The organism is Serratia sp. G204Y, assembly GCF_051172435.1.
In the GTDB taxonomy this organism is placed as follows: domain Bacteria; phylum Pseudomonadota; class Gammaproteobacteria; order Enterobacterales; family Enterobacteriaceae; genus Serratia; species Serratia sarumanii.
This window is the reverse complement of record NZ_JBPIZA010000002.1, coordinates 358,057-384,716: the sequence shown is the minus strand read 5'-3', so window position 1 is coordinate 384,716 and position 26,660 is coordinate 358,057. Positions and strand designations below refer to the sequence as shown.

Below are 26,660 nucleotides of genomic sequence, written 5' to 3'. Positions count from 1 at the left end.
GACGGGGCTCGGCCAGCTGAGCCCCGGTCTCGTTACGCCCGAAGCGACAGCGGCGCATACCCGATGGCGTGCTGCAGGTAATTCAGCAGCAGCTGGCGGGTGAAGCGCGGCTCATCGATGCCGCTGCCCTGCAGGAAGCGTTGCAGGTTGCGGCAGTCCCACCGATAGGTGTCTTGATAGAGCTCCACCGTCGATAGCTCGTCCACCATAGGATCCTTGAACAGGCTGAGCAGCGGGTACAGCGGCGCGTCGCTGTCGTTTTCCCATTGGGCTCGCCACTTTGCGAAGGGCAGAGGATGAAAGCGATAACCGAACTCGCGCTCCAGCAGGCTGAAAAACTCACGCAGCGTCAGATTATTGTCACCTTGATGGATCAGGTTGAATTTCTGCCCCAGCGCCTGCGGGTTGCGAGAGACGTGGGCGATGGCCCGGGTCATGTAATCCACGGTGGTCAACCCTTCGCGCAGATCCCGTAAATCCGGCACCGTGCCGCTGCTGATGCAGGTTCTCACCAGCCGCCCCCACCATTGGTAATCGGCGTTGACGCCGGTGCGGCTGTGGCAGGTGGCGTAGCCCAGGCGGAACGTCATCAGCGGCAGGCCTTGCTTCGCCGCCAGATCGGCGATTTTCTCCATCACCCATTTGCTGCGCACGTAGCCGATATCGCGGCTGACCGCCGGCAGGTTTTGATCGATATCGTCGCTTTCCCGCATCACCCGCTTACCGGTGTGCAGATGCCCCCAGCTGTAAACGGAGATGGTCGACAGCAGCATCAGCGGCTTGGTGCGGCTATGCGCCGCGAAACGAATGATTTCCCGCAGGCCCTGCACGTTGTCGCGCTTCATGTAGGCGTAAGGCTGGATAAAATTCACCGCGCTGGCCGAATGGTAAATCAGATCGATATCCTGACTTAACACCCGGTAAGCCGCCGGGGCCAGCGAGAAATGGTGTTCCGCCACGTCGCCGGGCAGGATATGGAGGCGTGCACGCTGCCCGGCGCTCAACGCGATCCGGTAGCGCTGCAGCACCGCCTCCAGCCGCTGTCTCGGCGGCAGTTTGGCGCCGTCGCGCACCAGACAGTACAGCTCGGCGTCGGTGGTGTGCAGCAGATCGGCCAACAGGTGCGCGCCGACGAAGCCGGTGGCGCCGGTCAGCAAAATGGCGCGCGGCGCGCTGATTTGCCGCGCATCGAACGTCGGATCGATGACGAGATCCGACGGCAAATACACTTCATCCAGCAAGGCGCGTGCCGGCTCGCCGTCTTGAGATTCAGGCGTTTGTTCTTGTCCCTGGCGTTGCTTCATCGCCTGCGCCAGCGTCGTCAGGTTCGGGTATGCATAGATATCACGCACATAGGTTTTGACCGCGAACGCTTTACCCAGTTGGTTTGCCAGGTTTGCCGCCAGCAGCGAATGCCCGCCCAGCGCGAAGAAATCATCGTCGGCGCGGATATGATCGATTTTCAGCAGCCTGCGCCACAGATCGGCGACGATCCGCTGGTGGCCGTCGAGCGGTTCAGCAGGGGCCGGCCGAGCCTCGGGCGCCAGGGCCAACAGCGCCGCCTGGTCGATTTTACCGTTGGCGTTGATCGGCAACCGAGCCAGATGCCGGTACTCGGCGGGCAGAGAGTAGGCGGGCAGCTGATCCTGAAGCTGCCGTTTAACCCGTGCAATGAGATCGCCGCCGGGATCTTCACCGGTCAAAAACGCCAGGATCCGCTTGTCGCTCGGATTGTCCGTTTGATTGACGAGGGCGATGGCGGTTTTTACGCCGGAGACCTGCGTCATCAGGCTGCCGATTTCACCGAGTTCCACGCGATTGCCGCGGATTTTGACCTGGGCGTCGAGGCGCCCCAGGTACTGAATGCGGCCGTCAGGCAAGCGGCGCGCCCGATCGCCGCTGCGGTACAAGCGCTGGCCGCCGACGTGCGGCGAAGTGACAAAACGCTCGGCGGTCAGCTGCGGGGCGTTCAGGTAGCCGCGCGCCAGGCAGAGGCCGCTGATGCAGAGCTCGCCAGGTTCGCCGTCGGTTACCGGCCGTAGGCGCTCGTCGAGGATGAATACCTGCGTATCGGCGATGGGCCGGCCAATTGTGGACGGCGGGTTTTGCGTCGCGCAGCGCACGCGGTTGCAGGTGGCGAAGATGGTGGCCTCCGTCGGGCCGTAGTAATCCACCACTGCATAGCCGATGCCGCGCAGCTCGAGCGGATTCAGCTTTTCACCGGCGGTGAACAGGTATTTCAGCGCCAGCCCGGCGGGCTGCGGCGCGCCGATGACCTCCGGCACCAATACCGTAGGGACAAAGGCGTGGGTGAGGCGATGCCGGGCGAAGAAGGCCAGCAATGCGTCCGGCTGCAGGCGGGTCTCCTCGTGCGGCAGATACAGGGTGCCGCCGCAGATCAGCGGCGCCCAGATTTCCCATTGCGCCACGTCAAAACCGACGCCGGCAATCAGCGTGGAACGGCTGTGTTCATCCATCGCGAAACGTTGGTTATGCCAGAGGAGCAGGTTTAACAGCGAACGGTGTTCGATCATGACGCCTTTGGGCGCGCCGGTGGTGCCGGAGGTGAAAATAATATAGGCAAGCGCATCGGAGGGCGGAGGGGAAAATACAGTTATGGAAACTTTAGTCAGGGAAATATTATCAATGGAAAGGACTTTGCGCGGGAGGTTGTCGATATTTACACGAGCGTCATGGTTGCTGAAGAGGATTATCGGCGAGCCACTTTGTTCGATAATATTGCGAATGCGCCGTTCGGGATAGCGGGCGTCAATGGGAATATAACAGGCTCCGGCCTTGGCGATCGCCATCATGCCGATCGGCAATTCCACCGTGCGCTGCGCGACCAGCGGCACGGCATCGCCGGGCCGAACCCCTTCCTGTTTCAGGCGCGTGCACAGTGCGCTGCTGGCTTCATCCAATTGACGGTAGGTCAGATGTTTATTATCGCCGACGACGGCGGTTTTTTCCGGATAACGGGAAGCTTGTTGGATAAAATAATCCAATACGCTAGGTGCCATGGTTATCTCCTGTCATTATTCACGGAGTGAACGAAATGAAACAGCAATGACCCGGCCGGGTGAGAAATAATTATAGGCGTATTTTTATTGTGGGATTGTAAATGTGAGCGGTATTACGCTATCGCTATAAATTAATTGGATTAATAAAATTCTTACCAATAAAAACGGCCAGCCGAAGCTGACCGTCATTCGCGTGCGTGTCGATTAACGACGCACGGCGATGGCTTCGATTTCGATCTTCACGTCTTTCGGCAGACGCGCCACTTCCACGCAGGAGCGGGCCGGGAACGGCGCGCTGTGCTCGGTGAAGAAGGTTTCGTACGCGGCGTTAACGGTGGCGAAGTCGTTCAGATCTTTCACGAACACGGTGGTTTTCACGATGTCGGCAACGATCAGGCCGGCGGCTTCGACGATCGCTTTGACGTTTTCCAGCGACTGGCGCGCCTGAGCGGCCACGTCGTCGGCGACGGCGCCGGTTTTCGGATCGACCGGGATCTGGCCGGAAGTGATGATCATGCTGCCCAGATCAACGCCCTGCACGTAAGGACCAATGGCTGCCGGGGCGAGTTCAGTGCTGATATTACGTGACATGTTTTCTCCTGATAGACCCGTTGTCTTTCACGCCGCCGCGCGGTCGGCCGCAGCTTGAAATTCGGTGGGTAGCAACGTGGGTAGAGTTATTTTCAGGCACCCATTATAGGGAGTGGCGCGCAGATTAACAGCGCCGCTCCCGTTAAAAGGGCAGAATTCAGTCGGCCTGCAACACCACCTGATGCTCGAACTCTTTCTCGCAATAGCGGCACTTCAGGTGCACTTCGCCGTCGCGCGGCTTCACGCTGAAGCTCGACGCCACCGGCTCGCTGCGGCTGATGCAGTTGCTGTTCGGGCAGGTCAGCACGCCGTCGATGTGATCCGGCAGGCTGAGGGTCAGTTTGCGCACCACTTCATAGTTGTCGATGCGGTTCACCGTGGCCTTCGGCGCGTACATCGCCAGCTGGTTGGCCTGCTGCTCGGTCAGGAAGGTGTTCTCGATCTTGATCAGATCCTTGCGGCCCAGCGCGTTGGAGGGCAAGTTCAGGCCGATGGTGATGCGCTGGTCGGTGGCGGTCAGCTTGAACAGCGTCAGCAGTTTGAAACCGATCTGCGCCGGAATGTGGTCGATCACCGTGCCGCATTTGATCGCTTCGACCTGCAGTTTGTTGTCGTGAGTCATGGCGGTTCCCCCTTAAAGAGCCAAATCTGCGTTGAGCACCAGCGCCAGCAGCGCCTGGCGGGCGAAGATGCCGTTGCCCGCCTGTTGGAAGTAGTAGGCATGCGGCGTTTTATCCACGTCGGTGGCGATCTCGTCGATGCGCGGCAGCGGGTGCAGCACCTTGAGGTTGGCGCGCGCGCCGGCCAGATCCGCGGCGCGCAGCACGAACTGCGCTTTCACGTTGGCGTACTCGGAAGGATCGAGGCGCTCTTTCTGTACCCGGGTCATGTAGAGAATATCCAGCTCCGGCACCACTTCTTCAATGCTGCTGTGCAGGCTGTACTCGATGCCTTTCTCTTCCAGCATTTTCAGGATGTAGGCCGGCATCGCCAGCGCGTCCGGGGCGATGAAGTAGAAGCGGTTGCCTTCGAACTTGGCCAGCGCCTGGGTGAGCGAGTGCACGGTGCGGCCGTACTTCAGGTCGCCGACCATGGCGATGCTGAGGTTGCTCAGGCGGCCCTGGGTTTCCTGGATGGTGAACAGATCCAGCAGGGTCTGGGTCGGGTGCTGGTTGGCGCCGTCGCCGGCGTTGAGCACCGGTACGTTGCCGGAGAATTCAGCGGCCATGCGCGCCGCGCCTTCCTGCGGGTGGCGCATCACGATGGCGTCCACGTAGGTGCTGATCACCGAGATGGTGTCGGCCAGGGTTTCGCCTTTCTTGCCGAGCGAGGTGTTGCTGCCGTCGGCGAAGCCCACCACCGAGGCGCCGAGGCGGTGCATCGAGGTTTCGAACGACAGGCGGGTACGGGTCGAGGCTTCGAAGAAGCAGCTGGCGATCACCTTGTGTTTCAACAGTTCCGGCTGCGGGTTGGCTTTCAGACCGGCGGCAGTGCGCAGCACCAGCTCCAGATCCTCGCGGCTGAGATCGTTAATAGAGATGATGTGTTTGTGATACAGCGGGTTGGCCATTTTTCACTCCTCCTCGACGCGTGCCCGTGGCGCGGGACTTTGGGATATTCTCAAGGCAAAAAAAAGCCCCTCAATGAGGGGCTTGAAACGATCGGTTTAGCAACAGGAGAAACAACGGCAGCTGGCCGCCGATAGGCAGTCGGTTTTGTCGATTGTGGCTAACAAAACAAACGTCGTTTTTCATGCTTTCTCCTGGCAAATTGTGGCGCATTATACTCGCGCTTTTCGCTACTGCAAGCGCTAAAACACCGTTTTTTGCCGCCCCGCAATCGATTGGCCGGCGATGGCCGCCCGCCGGCTATTTGCTGACGCGATCGTAGTAGACCATGTCGGCGTTCAGCCCCTGCTGGTAGCCTTTGACGTTGTCGCGCAGCACCACTTCGGTTTTGGCCTGATCGATAAACACGTAAGGCGAACTGCGCTGCAGCTCCTGCTGCATGGCGGTGTACAGCGCGCGGCGCTTGGCCGGATCGGCTTCGGCCAGCGCCGCCAGCGTCTGCTGGTTCAAGTGCGGGATCTGCCAGCCGTTCAGTCCGGCTACCGTGCTGCTTTTGCCGTCGTTATAGGCGAAGGCGCTGGCGTTGGAGTGGGCGTCGAAGTAATCCGGGATCCACAGGCGGATCGCCGCCTGATGCTGCCTGGCGCGCACGCGGGAGTAAACCTGGCTGCCCGCCGCCGGCAGCAGCTCTACCTTCACGCCGGCGGCGGCGAAGCTGCCCTGCAGCGCCTGCGCGATGGTGATGAACGGCGGCTTGTTCTCCACGTCCAGCGTAAAGGCGGCGTGGGTGATGCCCGCCTTGGCCAGGATGGCTTTCGCCTTGGCCGGATCGTAGCTGAACGGGTTGGTCTCCAGCGCGCCCGGCAGCCCGACCGGCAGGAAGCTCTGGTGCACGAAGTATTGGCCCTTCAGCAGATCCTTCGTGATGCCTTGATAATCCACCAGGTAGCGCGCCGCTTCCCAGAACGCCGGGTTGTTCAGCAGCGGATTGGTGCCGTTGCCGGTGTTGAATACCAGGTAGTTTTGCTCGGCGGACGGGATCTCCAGCACCTTGACGCCCGGCTGGTTTTTCAGCGTGTCGGTCTGATCGGCGCCCAGTTCGCGGGCGATATCGGCGTCGCCCTGCTGGATCAGCAGGCGGCGGGTGGCCGGATCCGGCACGTTTTTAATGATGATGTTTTTCAGCTGCGGCTTGTCGCCCGGCGTGGTGGGGTTAGCGTCCAGCACGATCGCCTGATGCGGCTGATAGACGCGCATCTTGAACGGGCCGCTGCCGGCGGAGTGCATTTTCAGCCAGGCGTTGCCGAAGTCGCCGTCTTTGACGTTGGCCAGCGCCGCTTTGCTGTCGACGATCGAGGCGATCGGCGTCGAGAGGATATTCAGCGCCACCGCCGGGCTGACGTCCGCCGTCCAGCGCAGCTGCACGGTATGTTCGTCAATCTTCTTCAGCTGCGCGTCGATGTTGTCCGGCTGCCAGCCGAGCACGTTGAGGATGAACGCCGGCGACTTGTTCATTTTCACCGCGCGGCTGTAGGAAAAAATCACGTCGTCGGCGGTCAGCGGGTTGCCGGAGGCGAACGCCGCCTGCGGCCGCAGTTTCACCGTCAGCGTTTTGGCTGCAGCGTCGCTCTGCCAGCTTTCCGCCAGCACCGGCGCCACCTTGGCCGGATCGTCGCGATCCGCTTGCACCAGCCGCTGGTACAGGCTGGGCACCGTCTGGATGCTGGAGAGTTCGTTGGCTTCCGCCGGATCGAGGCTGACGATGTCATCCAGCGATTGCACCACCACCAGCGTATTCGGTGGCGTGGCGGCTAACGCGGCGGCGGGCAGGGCGGCGAGCAGGAACAGCGGCAAGAGTTTGGCTTTCATCGGTGTGTATCCCCTGAAGGCGCCGCCAGGCGGCGCTGAGAACGGTTTGTTATCGTTGGTTTTCACGGCGCGAGCGCCGTCGGCCTGTCACGGTAGAACCTTTGCCGGCGGCGGGCAAAGGTCAATCCGCTATTTGATATTCCAGGAATATATTAGCCGCCCTGGCCGGGGGCGCCAGGGCGGAGGGGAGGACTGTCAGAGGGTTTCGCTCAGCGTGGCGATCAGCACCGCCTTGATGGTGTGCAGCCGGTTTTCCGCCTGATCGAACACCACGCTGTGCGCCGATTCGAACACCTCGTCGGTCACTTCCATGCCGCCGTGCAGATCGTACTGCTGCGCCATCTGCTTGCCGAGCGTGGTTTGATCGTCGTGGAACGCCGGCAGGCAGTGCAGGAACTTCACGTTCGGGTTGCCGGTCAGCTTCAGCATCGCCATGTTGACCTGATACGGCCGCAGCAGCGCGATACGCTCCTGCCAGGTCTCTTTTGGTTCGCCCATCGACACCCACACGTCGGTGTAGAGGAAGTCGGCGTCTTGCACCCCTTCGGCGATGTCTTCGGTCAGGGTGAGTTTCGCGCCGGTTTGTTGCGCCAGCGCCTGGCACTCGGCCACCAGCTCCGGCTGCGGCCAGCAGGCCTTAGGCGCCACCAGCCGCAGATCCATGCCCGCCAGCGCGGCGGCTTCCAGCAGCGTGTTGCCCATGTTGTTGCGCGCGTCGCCGACGTACGCCAGCTTCACTTCACTCAGCGCCTTGCCCGGCAGGTGCTCCTGCACGGTGAGCAGATCCGCCAGCAGCTGGGTGGGGTGGAACTCGTCGGTCAGGCCGTTCCACACCGGCACGCCGGCGTGCTGCGCCAGGGTTTCCACCAGCGCCTGGCCGTAGCCGCGATACTGAATACCGTCGTACAGGCGGCCCAGCACCCGGGCGGTGTCTTTCATCGACTCCTTATGGCCGATCTGGCTGCCGCTCGGGCCGAGGTAAGTGACCTGCGCGCCCTGATCGAATGCGGCAACTTCGAAAGAGCATCGCGTGCGGGTCGAGTCTTTTTCGAAGATGAGCGCAATGTTTTTGCCCTGCAGCCGGCGCTGTTCCTGCCCCTGCTTCTTGGCCTGCTTCAGATCGGCCGCCAGTTTCAGCAGCGCCTGCAGCTCGGCGGGGGTGAAATCCATTAACCTCAGAAAGTGACGTTGGTAGAACGCATTGCCGGTGCTCATAGTCCGATTCCCTGATTGTTTAATTGAATTAAAATTCACTTTATATGTATGAATATTCAAATTCAACCCCAGCGAGGAAATCTTTCACGTTTATCGTGGAAGCAACGTCGGCGGTGTGTGAAAATAGAAGGAATGAAGGCCATTTGACTTGAGGATATAGGCATGGCAAACCGCGAATTGCTGGAAGAACAACGTGAAGAGACCCGCCTGATCATCGAAGAACTGCTGGAAGACGGCAGCGATCCGGACGCGCTCTACACCATCGAGCACCATCTGTCCGCCGAGAAATTTGAGGTTCTGGAGCAGGCCGCCGTTGAAGCCTTCAAGCTGGGCTACGAAGTGACCGACGCCGAAGAGCTGGAAGTGGAAGACGGCTCGCTGGTGATGTGCTGCGACGTGATCAGCGAAGTCGGCCTGAACGCCGAACTGATCGACGCTCAGGTCGAGCAGCTGGTGGCGCTGGCGGAACGCTGCGGCGTCAACTACGACGGCTGGGGCACCTACTTCGAAGATCCGAACGGTGAAGACGGTGAGGATGACGAAGACGGCGACTACATCGACGAAGACGACGACGGTAAACGCCACTAATCCCTTTCCGATCAATGCCTGTGGGCCGGCTCTCGCCGGCCCCTGATATCCCCGTCGTCTTTCAAGCTGCAGCGTTGTTGGCTGCACTCTCTCACCCCAGTCACTTACCTGAGTAAGCTCCTGGGGATGAGTGAGCTGGCCGCCTAGCTGCAACTTGAAATACTTAGGGCAATTAAGCCGATGACATACCAATCCCTGTTAGCCCCGATTTTAAGCTTCCTGCACTGTGAAACGCCCGACGCCTGGATCGACGCCGCGCGCCGTCCGGAAAACCTGCAGCTGTTGCTGACCGACCACCTGGTGTGCGAGCTGAAAGCCGCGCAGACCGGCATGTGGCTGATCCGCCGCTACGTGGCGGACAAAGAGAGCGGCGACGCGCTGTTGGCGCTGCTGCGCCCTTACGAGGCGTTTCTGCACGAAGCGCAGGGCGCGCCGGACACGCTGTTTCGCCAGGGCCAGTTCATCCGCAAGATCCTGCCGAAAAACGGCTCGGCCTACGGCCAGGATCTGGCGGATCGCATGGTGCTGTTGATCAAGGAAGAGCTGCATCACTTCTCGCAGGTGCTGGAGATCATGCAGGCGCGCGGGATCCCGTATCGCAAGATCACCGCCAGCCGCTACGCCAAGGGGATGATCCGCGAGATCCGCACTCACGATCCGGCGACGCTGATCGACAAACTGATCTGCGGCGCTTACATCGAAGCGCGATCCTGCGAACGCTTCGCCAAACTGGCGCCGCACCTGGACGACGAGCTGAACCGCTTTTACGTTTCGCTGCTGCGATCCGAAGCGCGCCATTATCAGGACTACCTGACGCTGGCGGAACAGATCGCCGGCGGCGACATCAGCGAACGGGTGGCGCATTTCGGCCGCCTCGAAGCTGAACTGATCCTGTCGCCGGACAGCAAGCTGCGTTTCCACAGCGGCGTGCCCGCCGCCGCCTAACGTTGAGGCGCGCCCTTACTGCGGCGCTCCCAGCAACAGATCCACCGCCTTTTCCGCCAGCATGATGGTCGGCGCATTGGTGTTGCCGCTGGTGAGCTGCGGCATCACCGAGCAGTCGATCACCCGCAGCTGCTCAAATCCGTGCACCCGCAGCTGCGGATCGGTCACCGCGTCCTGCGGCGACGGCCCCATGCGGCAGCTGCCCACCGGGTGATACACCGTCTTGCAGAAGTTGCGCACGAACTCTTCCAGCTGCGCTTCGTCGCGCGTCCACTCCGGCTGCGGCATCAGCAGATCCTTGATCAGCGGCTTCAGCGCCGCGGTTTGCAGGAAGCCCAGGCCGAACTTCACCGCGCGCACGCTGCCGGCCAGATCGTCCGGGTGGCCGAGGTAGTTGGCGTGCAGCTTGACCGGATCGTGCGGGTTGCTGCTGCGCAGCAGCACTTCGCCGCGCGCCTTCGGCTGCAGGTAGCCGACCTTGAGCGTGAAGCCGTGAATGTTCGGCAGCGGCTCGCCGGGCACGTCGTCCCAGCTGTCCAGCAGCGGCAGGAAGTGGATTTGCACGTCCGGCCGGCCGTCGCCCTGGCTGTCGGTGAAGGCGGCGCCTTCCAGCACGTTGGACGAGAGCACGCCGCTGCGAAACGCCAGCCATTGCGCGCCGTGGCTCAGCGCCTGCAGGCCGCGATCGGCGCCGAACAGGCTGATCGGCTCGCGGGTGCTGACGTTGATCGACATGTGCAGATGGTCGTGGAAGTTTTTACCCACCGGCAGATCCGCCCGCACCTCGATGCCCAGCTGCTGCAGGTGGTCGCGCGGGCCGATGCCGGACAGCATCAGCAGCTTCGGCGAACCGACCGCGCCGGCGCTGACGATCACCTCTTTGGTGGCGCGCGCGGTCACTTCCGCGCCGCCGTTCTGGCTGTAGACCACGCCGGTGGCGACGTTGCCCTCGAAGGTCAGCCGATGCGCCAGGGCGTTCAGTTTCACCACCAGCCGCCGTTCGTCGCGCACCGCCTTCAGGTAGGTGCGGGCGGTGCTGGCGCGTTCGCCGTTGTGGGTGGTGGTTTGGTAGAAACCGACGCCGTGCTGGCTGCCGCCGTTGAAGTCGTTGCGATAGGGCAGGTTCAGCTCCTGGCCGGCGCGGATAAACGCCATGCTGAGCGGGTGGCGGTAGCGGTTTTCGCTGACCGGCAGTAGCCCGTCGGCGCCGTGGTAGTCGTCCGACAGGCTTTCGTTGGCCTCGGCGCGTTTGAAGTAAGGCAGCACCTCCCGGTAGCTCCAGCCGGCGCAGCCGTAGCGCTCGGCCCAGTCGTCGTAGTCCTGCGGCTGGCCGCGCAGGTAGATCATGCCGTTGACCGAACTGCTGCCGCCCAGCACCTTGCCCTGCGCGATCTGCATGCGGCGGTTGTTGGCGTGCGGTTCCGGTTCCGTTTCGTAGGGCCAGCTCTTTTTGGCGATGATCTTGGCCACGCCGGCCGGCATCTTGATGAACAGGTTATTGTCGTCGCCGCCGGCTTCCAGCAGCAGCACCCGCGCCTGGGTGCGGCGGATCAGCTGCGCCGCCAGCACGCAGCCGGCGGAACCGGCGCCGACAATGATGTAATCAAAGGTATTTTCCGACATGACAGCTCTCCGTGCGCGATTGGGATACTGGCAGAGTAACGCGGGGGAAAAAGCGGTCAATTTGCGATCGTTAATTTATTAACGAACTTCACATTAAATTTACATATTGGTTTTTAACGTCAGTTTATCTGCTTGAAATACGGCGTTATAGCGAGTTTTACTGATTGATTGCGATATTAATAAAAAAGGCGCAGCAAGCTGCGCCCTGATGGGAAGGCGGGGGCGATTACAGCGTTTTCAGCATGGTGACTTCGCAATCGACGTGGCCGGTAGCGCCCATCGCGTGGTCGATGTGTTCGAAGCCCAGATGTTCGTACAGCGCAACGGCCTGCGTCAGGCTGGCGGTGGTCTCGAGGTAACAACAGCGGAAGCCGTGCCGGCGGGCGAAATCCAGCGCCTGCAGCGCCAGGCGTTTCGCCAATCCCTTGCCGCGCAACACCGGCAGGAAATACATCTTCTGCAATTCGCATATATCGTCTGCGCCGCCCTGCAGCGGCGCGATGCCGCCGCCGCCGGCGACCTGGCCGTCTACCTCGATCACCCAGTAAGCGCTGCGCGGCAGGCTGTAGAGCTGATACAGGGCGTCCAGATTGGGATCGGAGACGGTATAGCCTTTATCCGCCGTCAGGCCGTGCTCGGCGGAGACTTCGCGAATGACGTGAGCAATGGCGGCATTGTCTTCCGCCGTGATGGGGCGCACCAGCAGGCGCGCCGGGGTTGCTGTTGTCATGTTTACACTCGCCATTGAAAGAGACCACGTTCGTTTTTCGTTTTTATCGCAGCACGAAACGCGCCGGGGATTATTTCCCGGCGGCGTCCCTGCAGCAGTAATATCTTGTAATAACACCTAACCCGGCCCGGATGCAACGGCGATAAAAAAACAGCGGGGAAGACCCCGCTGTTTTTCAGGCGTTGGCGTGAGCCGGTGGATTACAGCGCGGCGATGGTCGCCTGCTGTTCCTGCAGCTTCACTTTGCCTTCTTTGCAGGCCGCCAGACGATCGCGTTCTTTGGCGACCACCGCTTCCGGCGCGCGCGCCACGAAGCCTTCGTTCGCCAGCTTGCCTTCGATCGCGGCGATTTCCGCATCCAGCTTGCCCATCTCTTTCGCCAGACGCGCGATCTCGGCGTCTTTGTCGATGAAACCGGCCATCGGGATCAGCAGCTCGGCACCGTCCACCAGCTTGGTGACGGAGACCGGGCCTTTCTCACCGGCCGGCAGCAGCGCGATGGATTCCAGGCGCGCCAGACGGGCGATAAAGCTTTGGTTCTCCTGCACGCGGCGCTGGGCGTCGGCGCTGCAGTTGCGCAGCAGCACGTCGAGCGCTTTGCTTGGCGCAATGTTCATCTCGGCGCGGATGTTGCGCACGGCGATGATGGTTTGCTTGATCCACTCCAGATCGTTCAGCGCCTGCTCGTCTTCCAGCGCGGCGTCGTAGGCCGGGAACGGCTGCAGCATGATGGTGTCTGCGGTCGTGCCGGTCAGCGGCTTCACGCGCTGCCAGATGGTTTCGGTGATAAACGGAATGATCGGGTGCGCCAGGCGCAGCAGCGCTTCCAGCACGGTGATCAGCGTGTGGCGGGTGCCGCGCTGTTCCGCTTCGCTGCCGTTGCTCACCACCGGCTTGGTCAACTCCAGATACCAGTCGCAGAACTGGTTCCAGGTGAATTCGTACAGGATGTTGGCCGCCAGATCGAAGCGGTAGGTGTCCAGCGCTTCGCGGTAGGCTTTCACCGTGCGGTTGAATTCGGCCAGGATCCAGCGATCCGCCAGCGACAGCACTTTCTCGCCGCCGTTGAAGCCGCAGTCGTGCGCTTCGGTGTTCATCAGCACGAAGCGGCTGGCGTTCCACAGCTTGTTACAGAAGTTGCGGTAGCCTTCCAGGCGCTTCATGTCCCAGTTGATGTCGCGGCCGGTCGAGGCCAGCGCCGCCAGGGTGAAGCGCAGGGCGTCGGTGCCGTGCGGCTCGATGCCGTTCGGGAACTGTTTCTCGGTGCGCTTGCGGATCTTCTCCGCCAGCTGCGGCTGCATCATGTTGCCGGTGCGTTTTTCCAGCAGATCTTCCAGCGAGATGCCGTCGACCATGTCCAGCGGATCGATCACGTTGCCTTTCGACTTGGACATCTTCTGGCCTTCGTCGTCGCGGATAAGACCAGTCATGTAGACGGTCTTGAACGGCACCTGCGGCTTGCCGTTTTCATCTTTGATGAAGTGCATGGTCAGCATGATCATGCGCGCGATCCAGAAGAAGATGATGTCGAAGCCGCTGACCATCACGCTGGTCGGGTGGAAGGTTTTCAGCGCGTCGGTCTGCTCCGGCCAGCCCAGGGTAGAGAAGGTCCACAGGCCGGACGAGAACCAGGTGTCCAGCACGTCTTCGTCCTGGGTCAGCACCACGTCGGCGCCCAGGTTGTTCTCGCTGCGCACTTCTTCTTCGCTGCGGCCCACGTAGACTTTGCCGTTCACGTCATACCAGGCCGGGATGCGGTGGCCCCACCACAGCTGACGCGAGATGCACCAGTCCTGAATATCGCGCATCCAGCTGAAGTACATGTTTTCGTACTGCTTCGGCACGAACTGGATTTCGCCCTGTTCGACCGCTTCCACCGCCACTTTGGCCAGCGGCGCGGTGCGCACGTACCATTGGTCGGTCAGCATCGGCTCGATCACCACGCCGCCGCGGTCGCCGTAAGGCACCGTCAGGTCGTGCGGTTTGATCTCGTCCAGCAGGCCCAGATTATCGAAGGCGGCAACCACCGCTTTACGCGCCGCGAAGCGCTCCAGGCCGCGGAACTCGGTCGGGATTTCGTTGCAGTAGTCGGTGCAGACTTCGCCCAGAGTGTTGAACACTTCCGCTTCCTGGCGGATGTCGCCGTCGAAGGTCAGAATGTTGATCATCGGCAGGCCGTGGCGTTTGCCGACTTCGTAGTCGTTGAAATCGTGCGCCGGGGTGATCTTCACGCAGCCGGTGCCTTTTTCCATATCGGCGTGTTCGTCACCGACGATGCGGATGCGGCGGCCGACCAGCGGCAGAATGATCTCTTTGCCGATCAGGTCCTTATAGCGCGGATCTTCCGGGTTGACCGCCACGCCGGTATCGCCCAGCACGGTTTCCGGACGGGTGGTGGCGACCACCAGGTAGTCTTTGCCCTCGGCGGTTTTCGCGCCGTCGGCCAGCGGGTAGCGCAGGTGCCACATGGAACCTTTGGATTCGCGGTTTTCCACTTCCAGATCGGAGATGGCGGTGCGCAGCTTCGGATCCCAGTTCACCAGGCGCTTGCCGCGGTAGATCAGGTCTTCTTTGTGCAGACGGACAAACACTTCGCGCACCGCGTTCGACAGGCCTTCGTCCATGGTGAAGCGCTCGCGCTCCCAGTCCACGGAGTTACCCAGACGGCGCATCTGGCGGGTGATGGTGCCGCCGGACTCCGCCTTCCACTGCCAGATTTTGTCGATAAACGCGTCACGGCCGTAGTCGTGGCGGGTTTTGCCTTCTTCCGCGGCGATCTTGCGCTCCACCACCATCTGGGTGGCGATGCCGGCGTGGTCGGTGCCCGCCTGCCACAGGGTGTTTTTGCCCTGCATGCGCTGATAGCGAATCATGGTGTCCATGATGGTCTGCTGGAACGCGTGGCCCATGTGCAGGCTGCCGGTGACGTTCGGCGGCGGGATCATGATGCAGAAGCTTTCCTGGCTGGTGTCGCCGTTCGGCTTGAAGTAACCCTGATTCTCCCAATGATCGTACAGCTTCTGTTCGATCTGTTTTGGGTCGTATGCGGTGTCGAGCTGACTGTTTGTCTTTTCCATTCTTTATCGTATTCAGTGAGTTGGCGGCGTAGCCGTGGTCAAATGGAAGCCGACGCTGCGATAGGCCTTGTAACGGTCGCGCGCCAACTGTTTCAGAGTGTCTTCGTAAGGAACGAAGTCTACCACTTCATGGAAAGCGGTAGCAAAATCGGCAAACTGCGGCAGCAGGGCGATCAGCAGATCGCGCGGGGCGTTGCCGCGCTTGCCGGACCAGCACAGTTCCACCGGCGCGCCGTAGTGCGGCCCTTCGCCGGCCAGGTTGTGCGGCACGAATTCATGCGGCTCGCGCTGCCATAGCGCTTCGTCCAGCCGCTGGGCCTGCTCCTGGCTCTCGCAGGCGATCAGCACCCGTTTGCCGGAACGGAAGCCGTTGGCGGCAACGGCGCAGGCCACGGCCTCATGGGCGCTGAGCGCGCCTGACGGTTCCGCGTTGTCGAGCAAATAAAACGTCGCCTGTTTCATTAAGGATCCACCGCTGCCGATAAAAAAATGTAGGGGCACAGCATGCTGTGCCCCTTGGGATTATACCTGAATTACCGCTCAGATTTAATCGTCGCCGTTCAGGCCTGCGCGGTTCAATAGGAACTGCGACAGCAGCGCCACCGGGCGGCCGGTCGCGCCCTTGGCTTTACCGGAGCGCCAGGCGGTGCCGGCGATATCCAGGTGCGCCCAGGTGTACTTGCGGGTGAAGCGCGACAGGAAGCAGGCGGCGGTGATGGCGCCGCCAGGGCGGCCACCGATGTTCGCCATGTCGGCGAAGTTGGAGTCCAACTGTTCGTAGTACTCGTCGGCCATCGGCAGGCGCCAGGCGCGGTCGCCGGCCTGCTCGGAAGCGCCCAGCAGTTCGTGCGCCAGCGGGTTGTGGTTCGACATCAGGCCGGTGATGTGGTGGCCCAAGGCGATCACGCAGGCGCCGGTCAGGGTGGCGATGTCGATCACCAGCTCCGGCTCGAAGCGCTCGACGTAGGTCAGGGTGTCGCACAGCACCAGGCGGCCTTCGGCGTCGGTGTTCAGCACCTCGACGGTCTGGCCGGACATGGTGGTCAGCACGTCGCCCGGACGGTACGCCCGGCCGCCCGGCATGTTTTCACAGCCGGCCAGCACGCCGATCACGTTCAGCGGCAGGTTCAGCTCCGCCACCACGCGCATCACGCCGTACACGGTCGCCGCGCCGCACATGTCGTATTTCATCTCGTCCATGCCGTCGGCCGGTTTGATCGAGATGCCACCGGAGTCGAAGGTCAGCCCTTTGCCTACCAGCACGATCGGCTTAGCGTCCGGATTTGGGTTGCCCTTATATTCCATCACCGACATCAACGACTCGTTTTGCGAACCGGCGCCGACCGCCAGATAGGCGTTCATGCCCAGCTCTTTCATCTGCTGTTCGCCGATGACGCGGGTGGTGATGTGGGTGCTGAAGGCGTCCGCCAGCTGGCGGGCCTGCGAGGCCAGGTAGCCGGCGTTACAGATGTTCGGCGGCATGTTGCCGAGATCTTTGGCCGCCTTGATGCCGGAAGCCACCGCCAGGCCGTGCTGGATAGCGCGCTCGCCGCTGGTGAGCTCACGGCGGGTCGGCACGTTGAACACCATTTTGCGCAGCGGACGACGCGGCTCCACCTTGTTGCTTTTCAGCTGATCGAAGGTGTAGAGCGTCTCTTTGGCGGTTTCCACCGCCTGACGCACTTTCCAGTAGGTATTGCGGCCTTTTACATGCAGCTCGGTCAGGAAGCAGACCGCTTCCATCGAGCCGGTGTCGTTGAGGGTATTGATGGTTTTCTGGATCACCTGCTTGTATTGGCGCTCATCGAGCTCGCGCTCTTTGCCGCAGCCGATCAGCAGGATGCGCTCGGAGAGAATGTTGGGCACATGGTGCAGTAGCAGCGTCTGCCCGACCTTGCCTTCCAGTTCGCCACGGCGCAGCAATGCGCTGATATAACCATCACTGATTTTGTCGAGTTGTTCTGCGATAGGGGACAGGCGGCGCGGTTCGAAAACGCCGACTACAATACAGGCACTGCGCTGTTTTTCCGGGCTACCGCTTTTTACACTGAACTCCATGCACTCTCCTGAATCTTAAAGACAAAGGCGGACGCTACGGCTAGAATAACCGACTCCGTAACGATCTCCCGCCATTTGAGTTAACGGATTATGTTAACCTGAACGGCGTAAATTGCTCTGTTTTGGCGACTATAAGCAAGTTCCTATAGGACACCCAAACGGCTTGATGTTGTAATACTATTTTAGCTGTGAAGGTTGCCATATGATGAGAATAAATGGCGGATTAGCGATGAAATTATCGATTTTCCTGCAAAAAGACAAGTTTTCACAGGCGTAATAAGCGTGATCATCATAAGATATCTGGTACGGGAAACGCTCAAGAGCCAAATCGCCATCCTGTTCATCCTGCTTCTGATCTTCTTTTGTCAGAACTTGGTCAGGGTGTTGGGCGACGCGGTGGACGGCAATATCCCGACAAACTTAGTACTTTCTCTGCTCGCTCTGGGCGTGCCGAAAATGGCGCAGCTCATCCTGCCTTTGAGCCTGTTTCTCGGCTTGCTGATGACGCTTGGGCGGTTGTATACCGAGAGCGAAATCACCGTTATGCACGCCTGCGGGCTGGGCAAACGCACCCTGATTATCGCCGCCATGATCCTGGCGCTGCTCACCTCTGCGGTCGCGGCGGTGAACGTGTTTTGGGCCGGCCCCTGGGCCTCGCGCTATCAGGACGTGGTGGTAAACGAAGCCAAGGCCAACCCAAGCATCGCCGGGCTGGCGGAAGGGCAGTTCAAACCCTCGCAGGACGGCAACGCGGTGCTGTTTATCGGCAACGTGAAAGGCAGCACCTTCAACGACGTGTTCCTGGCGCAGCTGCGGCCGAACGGCAACCAACGCCCGTCGGTGGTGGTGGCCGAGCACGGCAACATCGTGCAGCAGAAAGACGGCTCGCAGGTGGTGACGCTCGACAAGGGCACCCGCTTTGAAGGCACCGCGCTGCTGCGCGACTTCCGCATTACCGACTTCACCGACTACAAGGCGGTGATTGGCCACCGCACCGTGGCGGCGGACAACACCGAATCCGAACAGATGTCGATGCAGACGCTGTGGGAGTCCGACGATCCGGATGCGCGCGCCGAGTTCCACTGGCGCCTGACGCTGGTGGTGTCGGTGGCGCTGATGGCGCTGCTGGTGGTGCCGCTCAGCGTGGTGAACCCACGCCAGGGCCGCGTGCTGAGCATGCTGCCGGCCATCCTGCTGTATCTGATCTTCTTCCTGCTGCAGACCTCGCTGCGATCCAACGCCGGCAAGGGCAAGCTGGATCCGATGCTGTGGCTGTGGCTGGTTAACGGCGTTTACTTCGCGATCGCGCTGGCGCTGAACCTGTGGGATACCGTGCCGATGCGCAAGCTGCGCGCACGCCTGAGAGGAGCGGCCTAATGTTTGGCGTATTAGACCGGTATATCGGTAAAACGATTTTCAACACCATCATCATGACGCTGTTCATGTTGGTGTCGCTGTCCGGCATCATCAAGTTCGTCGATCAGCTGCGCAAGGTCGGCCAGGGCGAATACACCGCGTTGAGCGCCGGCATGTACACCCTGCTGAGCGTGCCGAAAGACATCGAGATCTTCTTCCCGATGGCGGCGCTGCTCGGCGCGCTGCTCGGCCTGGGCCAACTGGCGACGCGCAGCGAACTGGTCGTCATGCAGGCTTCCGGCTTTACCCGCCTGCAGATCGCCGGCTCGGTGATGAAAACCGCCATTCCGCTGGTGCTGCTGACCATGGCGATCGGCGAGTGGGTGGCACCGCAGGGCGAGCAGATGGCGCGCAACTACCGCGCCCAGCAGATGTACGGCGGCTCGCTGCTCTCCACCAAGAGCGGGCTGTGGGCGAAGGACGGCAACGACTTCATCTACATCGAGCGCGTCTCCGGCGATAAAGAACTCTCCGGCGTGAACATCTACCACTTCAACGATCAGCGTCGCCTGGAGACGGTGCGCTATGCCGCCACCGCCAGCTTCGAGAACGGGGTGTGGCAGCTTTCGCAGGTGGATACCTCGGATCTGACCGACCCGAAACAGGTGACCGGCACCCAGACGCTGACCGGCGAATGGAAAACCAACCTGACCCCGGACAAGCTGGGCGTGGTGGCGCTGGATCCGGATTCGCTCTCCATCAGCGGGCTGCACAACTACGTGAAGTACCTGAAGCAGAGCGGCCAGGAGGCCAGCCGTTACCAGCTCAACATGTGGAGCAAAATCTTCTCGCCGCTGTCGGTGGCGGTGATGATGCTGATGGCGCTGTCGTTCATCTTCGGCCCGCTGCGCAGCGTGCCGATGGGCATCCGCGTGGTGACCGGCATCAGCTTCGGCTTCCTGTTCTACGTGCTGGATCAGATCTTCGGCCCGCTGAGCCTGGTGTACAGCATGCCGCCGGTGCTGGGCGCGCTGCTGCCGAGCATGCTGTTCCTGCTGATCAGCGTGTATATGCTGCTCAAACGCAAGTAGCGGGGCGATCAGTAGTGAAGAAAGGCGTGGCCGCGGGGCCGCGCCTTTTTTGTTGGTGGGATTAGCTGACGCTCAGCAGCGCAATGCCGGCATCCTGATAGGCCTGCGCGTCTTCCGGCAGGCGATCCAGCACCAGGGTGTCGATCTGGGCAGGGGAGGCGAACTGCGCCAGCGAGGTGTTGCTCAGCTTGGAGTGATCGCACACCACGATCACCTGATTGGCATGCTCCACCATCGCGCGCTTGGTTTCGGCCAGCATGATGTCGGCCACGCAGGCGCCCTGTTTCAGCGATAGCGCGTTGGCGCCCATAAACGCCTTGTCGATGTTCAGCGTATCCAGCAGCGAACGGCCGTTGATGGCGACCGCGCAGTGATAACCCTTTTTGACGATGCCGCCCAGCAGGATGATCTGGATCGATTCGACGTCTTCCAGACTCTTGGCGATCATGAAATCGTTGGTGACTACGGTCAGGTTGCGGCGCTGGTGCAGATGGCGGGCGATTTGCAGGGTGGTGGTGCCGGTGTCCAATACGATGATGTCGCCGTCTTCCACCAGGCCGGCGGCCAGTTGACCGATTTGCTCCTTGGCGCTGAGGTTCACCTCTTCACGCTGATCGGAACCGACCTCGAAGCTGGCACGGGTGCGCAGAATGGCGCCGCCGTGGGTGCGCGTCAGCATGCCGGCGTCTTCCAGAATGCGCAGATCGGTGCGGATGGTGGCGCCGGAGACGTTAAAGCGCGAGCTCATTTCCCCCACGGAGAGCTTGCGCTTCTCCTTGAGAATGGCGAGGAGTTTTTCCTGGCGCTCTTCTGCGAACATGCTCACTCATTCACTCCTGACAGGCACAATGGACGTACGGCTAATATACCCCGCGCATCGGCGGCAGGCAAAGCGCTTGCCGGTCGCCGCTGGCAATATTCCAGCGGGCATTATCCGCGCGAGATGCGAAGGTTACGGCGCACCGATCCTTTTTGGTATAGTCTACCCTGCGGTGTATTGGGTAGCGGGGCAGGCAGTTAATGGAATATGAAGAAAATATCAGTCACATTATCAGCAAGCATCTGGAAGCAGCATTAGGCGATTTCGGCGAGCTTATCTGGGCCTACGTGGTGTTATCCAAGAAAGATATGTCATGTATCTTTGGCGTCACCAATTACCCCGGTGAATGGGTAAAGCAATATAAAGAGCAAGGGCTGCAATATACCGATCCAGTGGTCATTACGGCGCTCAATCGCCTGACACCTTTCGCCTGGGATGAGAATCTCATGGCTGGCGCCGGCTTCCGTTTTTCTGAGTTGTTCGAGCAAGCACGCGAATTCGGCGTAGCCGATGGCTATACCTTCGTGTTGCATGACTTTAATAATAATCTTGTGACCCTTTCCTTTACCCTCGCTGCCGAGCGCAAGGCGGAAACCATGCAGATGCTGAATCAGCATAAAGGCGATATTTCGTTGCTGCTGGCATCGACCCATGAGATGTATTTAACGCTGACTTCACTGTCGGAAAAAAACACCGCGCGCCAAGAAAAAAACGCCCGTTTTACAGAGAGAGAAAACGAGATCCTCTATTGGGCCAGCGTGGGGAAAACCTACCAGGAAATGGGCATGATCCTGGGGATTAAAACCTGCACCATCAAGTTTCATATGGGGAACATTGTCAAAAAACTGGGGGTGGCGAATGCCCGGCATGCTATCCGTTTAGGGATGGAACTTCAGCTGATTAAACCGGTGGGGTGATTAGAACGCAGGTTCGTCGCTCAACGGCCAGGCGTTTAGCATGTGTTCGTCTTGCGTATTCAACTTTTTGAATATTCTGTTTTTTAATGCCTCCTGGCTCTGACGGTCAACGTGGCCCAACAGCAAATGAACAGGCTCGTTCTTTTCCGACATGCCTGTCTTCAACTGCGTGACGTTCCAGCCGGAGCTTTTGATAATATGCAACATCGGGTGGCTGGAGACTGCCAATATGCCGTCATAACCGTGTTGCCGCGCATAGTTGATTAGCGACAAGAACAGCGCCAGGGTCACAGGGAACCGGCGGCCCAGCAGAGACTGGGTCCTTTCCTTATCGACGAAAAAGCGTGTGGACTCGATGAAATTCCCCTCTGGAATGACGACGTCATGAAAGAAAGAGGAAAATGCGCTGTTCAGCATATTCTTGTGTTTCATATCAATCATCCTCGTACCACAAATTATCATGTTGTCTTTTACGCCAAATATATAGTTTGTCTTATCATTATCAAACTCATCCAGCTCCTTGCCGTCTGAACAGTTCACGGCCCATTGCAGCCTGTCTTTAAAGACGTTTTTCCTTAAAACATAAAGATCTGCTGATTTTTCGGTGCTCATTGATGCGTAGTTGGTGCTGTAAATATTAAACATAATGTTACCTTTGAATAAATTAAGAGAAATAACTTTATCCAGTAACATCAGAGAAGTTTCACTACGAGCATGCCGGTGCATGAGAATGATAAGGCTTTTTAAGCGATCGGTGCTAACCTTATTATGCCGTGCGGCGAGGCAGCTTCAGGGCAATTGAACGGTGAACAAAGCAGGTCGACGAGATTGAACGGCTTGGCCGATTAAAGGCTGGAGAGGATTGACTATCAATGACTGCCGAGCCGTATCTGCCATGGTGAAATATTAATTATTGACGTTATAATTTAGGGGGGCTTTATTATTTTAATAAATTAATTCTTACTATTTGTTACTGGGGGGGTGTCGATAGGGCATGGATTTGCCGTCCGGCAGAGGAATAGGAGTGAAAAGAGCGGCTGGTGTGATTTCTACAGTATGTCCTCGGACCTGTCTTCATGCAGTGGTAAAATGCGATATTAAAAAATATCTGATAGAGATCACATTATTTTAATGACAGGAACGGTGCTATTTCTCGACGGCTCTGCAGGAATGTTGGGTTGCTGAGTAAAATGAGCGGTGCATGGTGGCCATGGTAGAACGCCGTGGCTGCTGAGATACAGAGCGAAAAATAGTGCTGGCACCCGATTTCTGCTATGTGAAATAATAACCCAACTGAACTGATGAAGGTCTAGTTGGGTACTATACTTTAGTCTAACTAGCTTCTAACTCCCTAAGGCGATACACTTTTCTAGTCAATTTTCGACGAAAAAAACATAAAAAAAACCTGACCTCGTAGGGTCAGGCTGCCAAGATCGGCCAACACCAGGGAAAATTTTCTTACACCATCTTAAAGCTATCAACTCAGCAGAGGCAAGTGTTCTCTGCTGGTTTTTAGCTTTGGGTTGCTGTTTTGTTACGTATGCACGCTATTTTCTGTTGGTTCCAGATAAAATCCCATCTAAAGAAATAACATCTATCCCCTGACAACCCCGTTCCCATTGGCTTATTCCAGTCATGACTACCATAAATGAAAAAATATTGTTCCTGCAATGTTAAGTAAACTTATTCTTTATTGGCTGACACATGGATATGCAATTATTTGCAGTGTTGCCATTGCGGTTGGGGATTATTTGGCGCAGCCTGGTAGGGCGCTTGAGGGAATGTGGGCGATGGCCGATAAGGCGCATGGCTATGGCGGTAAAGGCTCGTGCGCTGACAAAAAATCGAATGAGGCCCGATGGCTTATCACAGCCATCGGGCCTTGTGCTATGCGGGAAGAAACATTACAGCGGCTGGCTGAACTCCACCCGCTCACCGTCCGGCCCGGCGATCATCAGATAACGCACGCCGTTGGCACCGCAGGGCTGCAGCGTCGGCCCTTCAATCACCGGATACCCCAGCTCCGCCAGCCAACGTTGCGTGGCCGCCAGATCGATGACCCGCAAAGCGATATGGTCGATACCATAGGTGTTGGCGGGGCGAGTCAGCCCTTCGTCGGGTAGCTGGTATAACTCCAGCGTTAGCTCACCCAACTGCAAAAACTGTACGGCGACGGGGCCGCCGAGCGCCAACGTTTGCCGGGGTTCGAAACCGAGCGAGCGATAGAAGCCGGCGGCTCGTTCGATATCGGCGCAGCGCAGACCGACGTGCATCAATCCGTTAATCCGGTGTGCCATATCAAATCCCCTTGCGCGCGCAGTAGAAGCCATAGAAGGCGACGTAGGCGAAGCAGACCAGCGGTACTGCGAAGGCGATCTGCATATCGCCGCCGTTGAGATCGGAGATGATGCCCATGAGTAACGGCACCACCGCGCCGCCGATGATCGACATCACTACGATCGAACCGGCCACCTGAGTTTCTTCGCCCAGCCCTTTGATCGTCAGGCCAAAGTTGGTTGGCCAGCACAGCGCCATGCAGAAGTTGACGCCCATGATCGCCACCACCGCCAGCAGGCTTTGGATGTTGACGGCCAGCAGCAACAGCAGCACACATACCGAACAGAACACGCCGAGCAACCGCGCCGGGCTGAACTTTTTCATCAGTGCGGTGGTGACCACCTTGCCGGCCGAGTAACAGACCAGCGTGGCCAGCAGCCAGTAGGTGGCCGAATGCTCGGTTGCTCCCTGTTCAATCATCTGCACAAAACGAATGGTGAAACTCCACAGCCCTACCTGCGCGCCGACATACAGGAACTGCGACAGTACTCCCAGCCGGAAGCGCGGCAGCGCCAGCAGGATCTTCAGCGATTGCATCAGCGGCTTGCCCGCTCCCTGGTGCGAGCGTTGGGTTTTGCAGGCGGGGAATTTCACCGCCACGAAGATCAGTGCCAACACGATCAGTACGCTGCCGATGATCAGATAAGGCGTGACCACCTGCGACACCATCTGGGTGCGCGCCGCTTCGGCCACAGCCGGTGGCATTTGCAGCAGCTCGGCGTGGCTGGGATCGTTTTTGCCGAACACCAGCTGCTGGCCGATCAAGACGCCAAAAATGATCCCCAGCGAGTTGAAGATCTGCGAGAAGTTGATGCGCTGGGTGGAGGTTTCCAGCGGCCCCAGCAGGCTGGAGTAGGTATTGGCGGAGGTTTCCAAGAACGACAGCCCGGTAGCGATCACCCCTAGGCAGGCCAGGAAAGCGCCATAGGTCATGATCTGCGCCGCAGGAATAAACAGGAAACAGCCGAGTGCGTACAGGCACAGGCCGATCACGATCGCCACCTTGTACGAGTAGCGTTTGATCACCGCTGCGGCGGGCAGCGCCATCACAAAGTAGCCGAGGAAGAAGATCGACTGCACCAGCGCGGTTTGGGTATCCGACAGATCGAATCCCTTCTTGAACTGTGCGATCAGAATATCGTTCAGGTTGCCGGCCATGCCCCACAGGGCGAACAGGCAGCAGACCAGCATCAGCTGCAGCCAGGGCGTGGCGGGCAGATAAGCGCTGCGGTCGATACTTTCGGCCGCGGCGTGCTGCGCGATGTCGCCCTTGTTAATCAGAGAGTCGCTCATTGCGGTGTTCCTTCATCCGGAGAAAAAGAGAACGAGCTAATAACGTCAAGCTGTTCGTAGAGGGGTTGCGCCTGGCGGTAGAGCTGTTCGAACAGCTCGAAGCAGCGCAGGTAGTGTTCGTGCTGGCGCGGATCGGGGGTAAATTCGCGCTCGATGCTGACGGTGCGGCTCACCCCCTGGGCGAAACTGCTGAACAGCCCGACGCCGACCCCGGCGACGATCGCGCAGCCGGTGGTGCCGTTCTCCTGATTGCGCGTCTGCAGCAACGGCAGGTTGTAGACCGAGGCCTTGATCTGCAGCCACAGCGGGCTGCGTGCGCCGCCGCCCGAAGCGATCATTGCCTCCGGCTCCTGCGCGTGGCGCCTGAGCTGCTGCAGATTACGCAGGGAGGCCAGCGCTACGCCTTCCAGCACCGCGCGGTAGAGATGCGGCTGCCTATGCTTGCGCTGCAGGCCGAAGAACTGCGCGCGCGAGTTGGTGTGTTCCGCCAGCCGCTCGCCGGTCAGGTAGGGCAGGAACAGCAGCCCTTCGGCGCCCGGCGGCACCTCGGCCGCCATATCGAGCATCTGTTGATGGCTGAGTTGGCCGGCGCTCAGCGCCGAACGCGCCCAGCGCATGGCGTCGCCACCGGCATCGAGCAGGGTAAAACCGCCCCAGGCCGAGTTGGCCAGGTGCAGGTTGTTGACGCCGGCGGAGAGCAGCGGGTGTTCCGAGACCACGGTGAGCAGCGTGGAGGTGCCGGTGCTGTCGGAGGCAATGCCGGCCTGATAGACGCCGGAGCCGAGCAGGGTAGCGGCCATATCCGCCGTGCCCGCCACCACCGGCACCCCCGGCGGCAGACCGGTAACGCTTGCCGCTGCGGGCGTAATGTGGCCAATCACCTCGCTGGAGAGATGGAGGGCGGGCAGCTGATCGGCGCGCAGCCCGAACTGCCGCAGCGCCTCTGGCGACCACTGCAGCGTGGCGCTGTCCATCAGGTAATAGCAGGAGGCTTCGCTGTAGTCGGTGGCGCGTACACCGCAGAGCCGGAAATTGACGTAATCCTTCGGCATCAACACCGTAGCGATGCGCTCCCACTGCGATGGGTGATGCTCGCGCAGCCAGGCCAACTTGAACGCCGGCCAGGCGGCGGTGGGGGGATTGTTCAACAGTTCAAGCCAGGGCTGCGGCGGCTGTTGGTGGCTAAAGCGCGCCACCTGCGGCTGCGCGCGTTTGTCGTTCCACAGCATGGCGCGATCGACGACCAGCTCGCCGTCGGCATCGAGCAAAACTGTGCCGTGCATCTGCCCGCAGGCGCCGACGGCGGCGATACGCGGCCAGTATTCGGCGTAGCGCGCGTACAGCTCCTGCGTACATTGGCAGACACTCTGCCACCACAGCGAAGGCGGTTGTTCCGACCAACCGGCCTGCGGCGTGATCTGCTCGTACTCGCGCTGCGCGAAGCCAAGGATTTCCCCGGTGTTGGTGACCAGCCCGGCGCGGGTGCTGCCGGTGCCGATATCAAGGGTAAGAAGTAAATCTTTCATTGTTATCACTCCCGTGGCGGATGGCGCGGGCCACCC

21 protein-coding genes are annotated in these 26,660 nt (G+C 59.9%); 5 read left to right on the top strand and 16 right to left on the bottom strand.

The genetic code is table 11. The annotated features are described in order from the left end of the window. Nucleotides 1-32 precede the first annotated feature (32 nt). From ACSBQQ_RS16210 to argF, 6 genes are all read right to left on the bottom strand, one after another. Nucleotides 33-3,020: a non-ribosomal peptide synthetase gene (locus tag ACSBQQ_RS16210; protein WP_060428764.1), complete on the bottom strand. Its 2,988-nt coding sequence runs from the start codon at nt 3,018-3,020 to the stop codon at nt 33-35. Nucleotides 3,021-3,224: 204 nt separating this feature from the next. Next, complete coding sequence (gene ridA / locus ACSBQQ_RS16205; protein WP_033636862.1) at nt 3,225-3,611, bottom strand: 2-iminobutanoate/2-iminopropanoate deaminase; 387 nt, start codon at nt 3,609-3,611, stop codon at nt 3,225-3,227. A gap of 157 nt (nt 3,612-3,768) precedes the next feature. Continuing rightward, nucleotides 3,769-4,233 carry an aspartate carbamoyltransferase regulatory subunit gene (pyrI, locus tag ACSBQQ_RS16200; protein WP_033636863.1) on the bottom strand — a complete coding sequence of 155 codons (465 nt, stop codon included), beginning with the start codon at nt 4,231-4,233 and terminating at the stop codon, nt 3,769-3,771. Between the two features lie 12 nt (nt 4,234-4,245). After that, nucleotides 4,246-5,181, bottom strand: a complete 936-nt coding sequence (gene pyrB, locus ACSBQQ_RS16195; RefSeq protein ID WP_033636864.1) for an aspartate carbamoyltransferase — start codon at nt 5,179-5,181, stop codon at nt 4,246-4,248. A 298-nt stretch (nt 5,182-5,479) separates the two neighbouring features. Then, nucleotides 5,480-7,048: an ABC transporter substrate-binding protein gene (locus ACSBQQ_RS16190; RefSeq protein ID WP_060428762.1), complete on the bottom strand. Its 1,569-nt coding sequence runs from the start codon at nt 7,046-7,048 to the stop codon at nt 5,480-5,482. Between the two features lie 195 nt (nt 7,049-7,243). Continuing rightward, nucleotides 7,244-8,263 (bottom strand): ornithine carbamoyltransferase, encoded by a 1,020-nt coding sequence (argF, locus tag ACSBQQ_RS16185; protein WP_060428760.1) that lies wholly within the window; start codon nt 8,261-8,263, stop codon nt 7,244-7,246. Nucleotides 8,264-8,425: 162 nt separating this feature from the next. Here argF and rraB point away from each other — a divergent pair, with 162 nt between their 5' ends. Continuing rightward, a complete protein-coding gene (gene rraB, locus ACSBQQ_RS16180; protein ID WP_004933365.1) occupies nt 8,426-8,851 on the top strand; it encodes a ribonuclease E inhibitor RraB in 426 nt (141 codons plus the stop codon). 180 nt (nt 8,852-9,031) lie between these two features. After that, complete coding sequence (gene miaE / locus ACSBQQ_RS16175) at nt 9,032-9,796, top strand: tRNA isopentenyl-2-thiomethyl-A-37 hydroxylase MiaE (RefSeq protein ID WP_060428758.1); 765 nt, start codon at nt 9,032-9,034, stop codon at nt 9,794-9,796. Nucleotides 9,797-9,811: 15 nt separating this feature from the next. On the opposite strand, the gene ACSBQQ_RS16170 is transcribed toward miaE, so the two are convergent. The 5 genes from ACSBQQ_RS16170 to pepA all read right to left on the bottom strand — a co-directional run bounded on the left by ACSBQQ_RS16170 (nt 9,812) and on the right by pepA (nt 17,284). Continuing rightward, entirely contained in the window at nt 9,812-11,419 is a 1,608-nt protein-coding gene (locus tag ACSBQQ_RS16170) for a GMC family oxidoreductase (protein ID WP_060428757.1), read from the bottom strand. A gap of 226 nt (nt 11,420-11,645) precedes the next feature. After that, entirely contained in the window at nt 11,646-12,149 is a 504-nt protein-coding gene (locus ACSBQQ_RS16165; RefSeq protein ID WP_033636872.1) for a GNAT family N-acetyltransferase, read from the bottom strand. 200 nt (nt 12,150-12,349) lie between these two features. Then, complete coding sequence (locus ACSBQQ_RS16160; protein WP_060428755.1) at nt 12,350-15,226, bottom strand: valine--tRNA ligase; 2,877 nt, start codon at nt 15,224-15,226, stop codon at nt 12,350-12,352. Between the two features lie 12 nt (nt 15,227-15,238). Further along, a complete protein-coding gene (locus ACSBQQ_RS16155) occupies nt 15,239-15,688 on the bottom strand; it encodes a DNA polymerase III subunit chi (protein WP_060428753.1) in 450 nt (149 codons plus the stop codon). 84 nt (nt 15,689-15,772) lie between these two features. Then, nucleotides 15,773-17,284: a leucyl aminopeptidase gene (gene pepA / locus ACSBQQ_RS16150; protein ID WP_033636874.1), complete on the bottom strand. Its 1,512-nt coding sequence runs from the start codon at nt 17,282-17,284 to the stop codon at nt 15,773-15,775. 282 nt (nt 17,285-17,566) lie between these two features. Between pepA and lptF the strand changes: the two genes are divergently transcribed. Then, nucleotides 17,567-18,661 carry an LPS export ABC transporter permease LptF gene (lptF, locus tag ACSBQQ_RS16145; RefSeq protein ID WP_044029829.1) on the top strand — a complete coding sequence of 365 codons (1,095 nt, stop codon included), beginning with the start codon at nt 17,567-17,569 and terminating at the stop codon, nt 18,659-18,661. Next, a complete protein-coding gene (gene lptG, locus ACSBQQ_RS16140) occupies nt 18,661-19,731 on the top strand; it encodes an LPS export ABC transporter permease LptG (protein ID WP_033636876.1) in 1,071 nt (356 codons plus the stop codon). The genes lptF and lptG overlap by 1 nt, the downstream gene beginning before the upstream one ends. Nucleotides 19,732-19,792: 61 nt before the next feature. Here lptG and ACSBQQ_RS16135 read toward each other — a convergent pair whose 3' ends face one another. Beyond that, nucleotides 19,793-20,551, bottom strand: a complete 759-nt coding sequence (locus ACSBQQ_RS16135; RefSeq protein ID WP_060428751.1) for a DeoR/GlpR family DNA-binding transcription regulator — start codon at nt 20,549-20,551, stop codon at nt 19,793-19,795. Between the two features lie 200 nt (nt 20,552-20,751). On the opposite strand from ACSBQQ_RS16135, the gene ACSBQQ_RS16130 reads away from it, so the two are divergent. After that, nucleotides 20,752-21,468 (top strand): helix-turn-helix transcriptional regulator, encoded by a 717-nt coding sequence (locus ACSBQQ_RS16130; RefSeq protein ID WP_033636878.1) that lies wholly within the window; start codon nt 20,752-20,754, stop codon nt 21,466-21,468. Here the strand turns inward: ACSBQQ_RS16130 and ACSBQQ_RS16125 are convergent, their stop codons facing one another. The 4 genes from ACSBQQ_RS16125 to ACSBQQ_RS16110 all read right to left on the bottom strand — a co-directional run bounded on the left by ACSBQQ_RS16125 (nt 21,469) and on the right by ACSBQQ_RS16110 (nt 26,624). Then, complete coding sequence (locus ACSBQQ_RS16125; protein WP_033638656.1) at nt 21,469-22,113, bottom strand: acyl-homoserine-lactone synthase; 645 nt, start codon at nt 22,111-22,113, stop codon at nt 21,469-21,471. A 1,259-nt stretch (nt 22,114-23,372) separates the two neighbouring features. Beyond that, complete coding sequence (locus ACSBQQ_RS16120) at nt 23,373-23,765, bottom strand: VOC family protein (RefSeq protein ID WP_033648625.1); 393 nt, start codon at nt 23,763-23,765, stop codon at nt 23,373-23,375. A 1-nt stretch (nt 23,766) separates the two neighbouring features. Next, on the bottom strand, nt 23,767-25,098 hold the full coding sequence (gene fucP / locus ACSBQQ_RS16115) for an L-fucose:H+ symporter permease (protein WP_033648624.1): 1,332 nt from the start codon (nt 25,096-25,098) through the stop codon (nt 23,767-23,769). Further along, on the bottom strand, nt 25,095-26,624 hold the full coding sequence (locus ACSBQQ_RS16110) for a xylulokinase (RefSeq protein WP_033648622.1): 1,530 nt from the start codon (nt 26,622-26,624) through the stop codon (nt 25,095-25,097). The genes fucP and ACSBQQ_RS16110 overlap by 4 nt, the downstream gene beginning before the upstream one ends. Nucleotides 26,625-26,660 lie beyond the last annotated feature (36 nt).

Excerpts from the sequence above, each read along its gene's own strand:
- ridA (WP_033636862.1), bottom strand. The coding sequence starts at position 3,611 with ATGTCACGTAATATCAGCACTGAACTCGCCCCGGCAGCCATTGGTCCT.
- ACSBQQ_RS16135 (WP_060428751.1), bottom strand. The coding sequence starts at position 20,551 with ATGTTCGCAGAAGAGCGCCAGGAAAAACTCCTCGCCATTCTCAAGGAG.
- lptG (WP_033636876.1), top strand. The coding sequence starts at position 18,661 with ATGTTTGGCGTATTAGACCGGTATATCGGTAAAACGATTTTCAACACC.
- ACSBQQ_RS16160 (WP_060428755.1), bottom strand. The coding sequence starts at position 15,226 with ATGGAAAAGACAAACAGTCAGCTCGACACCGCATACGACCCAAAACAG.
- ACSBQQ_RS16155 (WP_060428753.1), bottom strand. The coding sequence starts at position 15,688 with ATGAAACAGGCGACGTTTTATTTGCTCGACAACGCGGAACCGTCAGGC.
- ACSBQQ_RS16130 (WP_033636878.1), top strand. The coding sequence starts at position 20,752 with ATGGAATATGAAGAAAATATCAGTCACATTATCAGCAAGCATCTGGAA.
- ACSBQQ_RS16125 (WP_033638656.1), bottom strand. The coding sequence starts at position 22,113 with ATGTTTAATATTTACAGCACCAACTACGCATCAATGAGCACCGAAAAA.
- pyrI (WP_033636863.1), bottom strand. The coding sequence starts at position 4,233 with ATGACTCACGACAACAAACTGCAGGTCGAAGCGATCAAATGCGGCACG.
- rraB (WP_004933365.1), top strand. The coding sequence starts at position 8,426 with ATGGCAAACCGCGAATTGCTGGAAGAACAACGTGAAGAGACCCGCCTG.
- pyrB (WP_033636864.1), bottom strand. The coding sequence starts at position 5,181 with ATGGCCAACCCGCTGTATCACAAACACATCATCTCTATTAACGATCTC.
- ACSBQQ_RS16120 (WP_033648625.1), bottom strand. The coding sequence starts at position 23,765 with ATGGCACACCGGATTAACGGATTGATGCACGTCGGTCTGCGCTGCGCC.
- ACSBQQ_RS16190 (WP_060428762.1), bottom strand. The coding sequence starts at position 7,048 with ATGAAAGCCAAACTCTTGCCGCTGTTCCTGCTCGCCGCCCTGCCCGCC.
- ACSBQQ_RS16170 (WP_060428757.1), bottom strand. The coding sequence starts at position 11,419 with ATGTCGGAAAATACCTTTGATTACATCATTGTCGGCGCCGGTTCCGCC.
- miaE (WP_060428758.1), top strand. The coding sequence starts at position 9,032 with ATGACATACCAATCCCTGTTAGCCCCGATTTTAAGCTTCCTGCACTGT.
- ACSBQQ_RS16110 (WP_033648622.1), bottom strand. The coding sequence starts at position 26,624 with ATGAAAGATTTACTTCTTACCCTTGATATCGGCACCGGCAGCACCCGC.
- pepA (WP_033636874.1), bottom strand. The coding sequence starts at position 17,284 with ATGGAGTTCAGTGTAAAAAGCGGTAGCCCGGAAAAACAGCGCAGTGCC.
- ACSBQQ_RS16210 (WP_060428764.1), bottom strand. The coding sequence starts at position 3,020 with ATGGCACCTAGCGTATTGGATTATTTTATCCAACAAGCTTCCCGTTAT.
- fucP (WP_033648624.1), bottom strand. The coding sequence starts at position 25,098 with ATGAGCGACTCTCTGATTAACAAGGGCGACATCGCGCAGCACGCCGCG.
- ACSBQQ_RS16165 (WP_033636872.1), bottom strand. The coding sequence starts at position 12,149 with ATGACAACAGCAACCCCGGCGCGCCTGCTGGTGCGCCCCATCACGGCG.
- argF (WP_060428760.1), bottom strand. The coding sequence starts at position 8,263 with ATGAGCACCGGCAATGCGTTCTACCAACGTCACTTTCTGAGGTTAATG.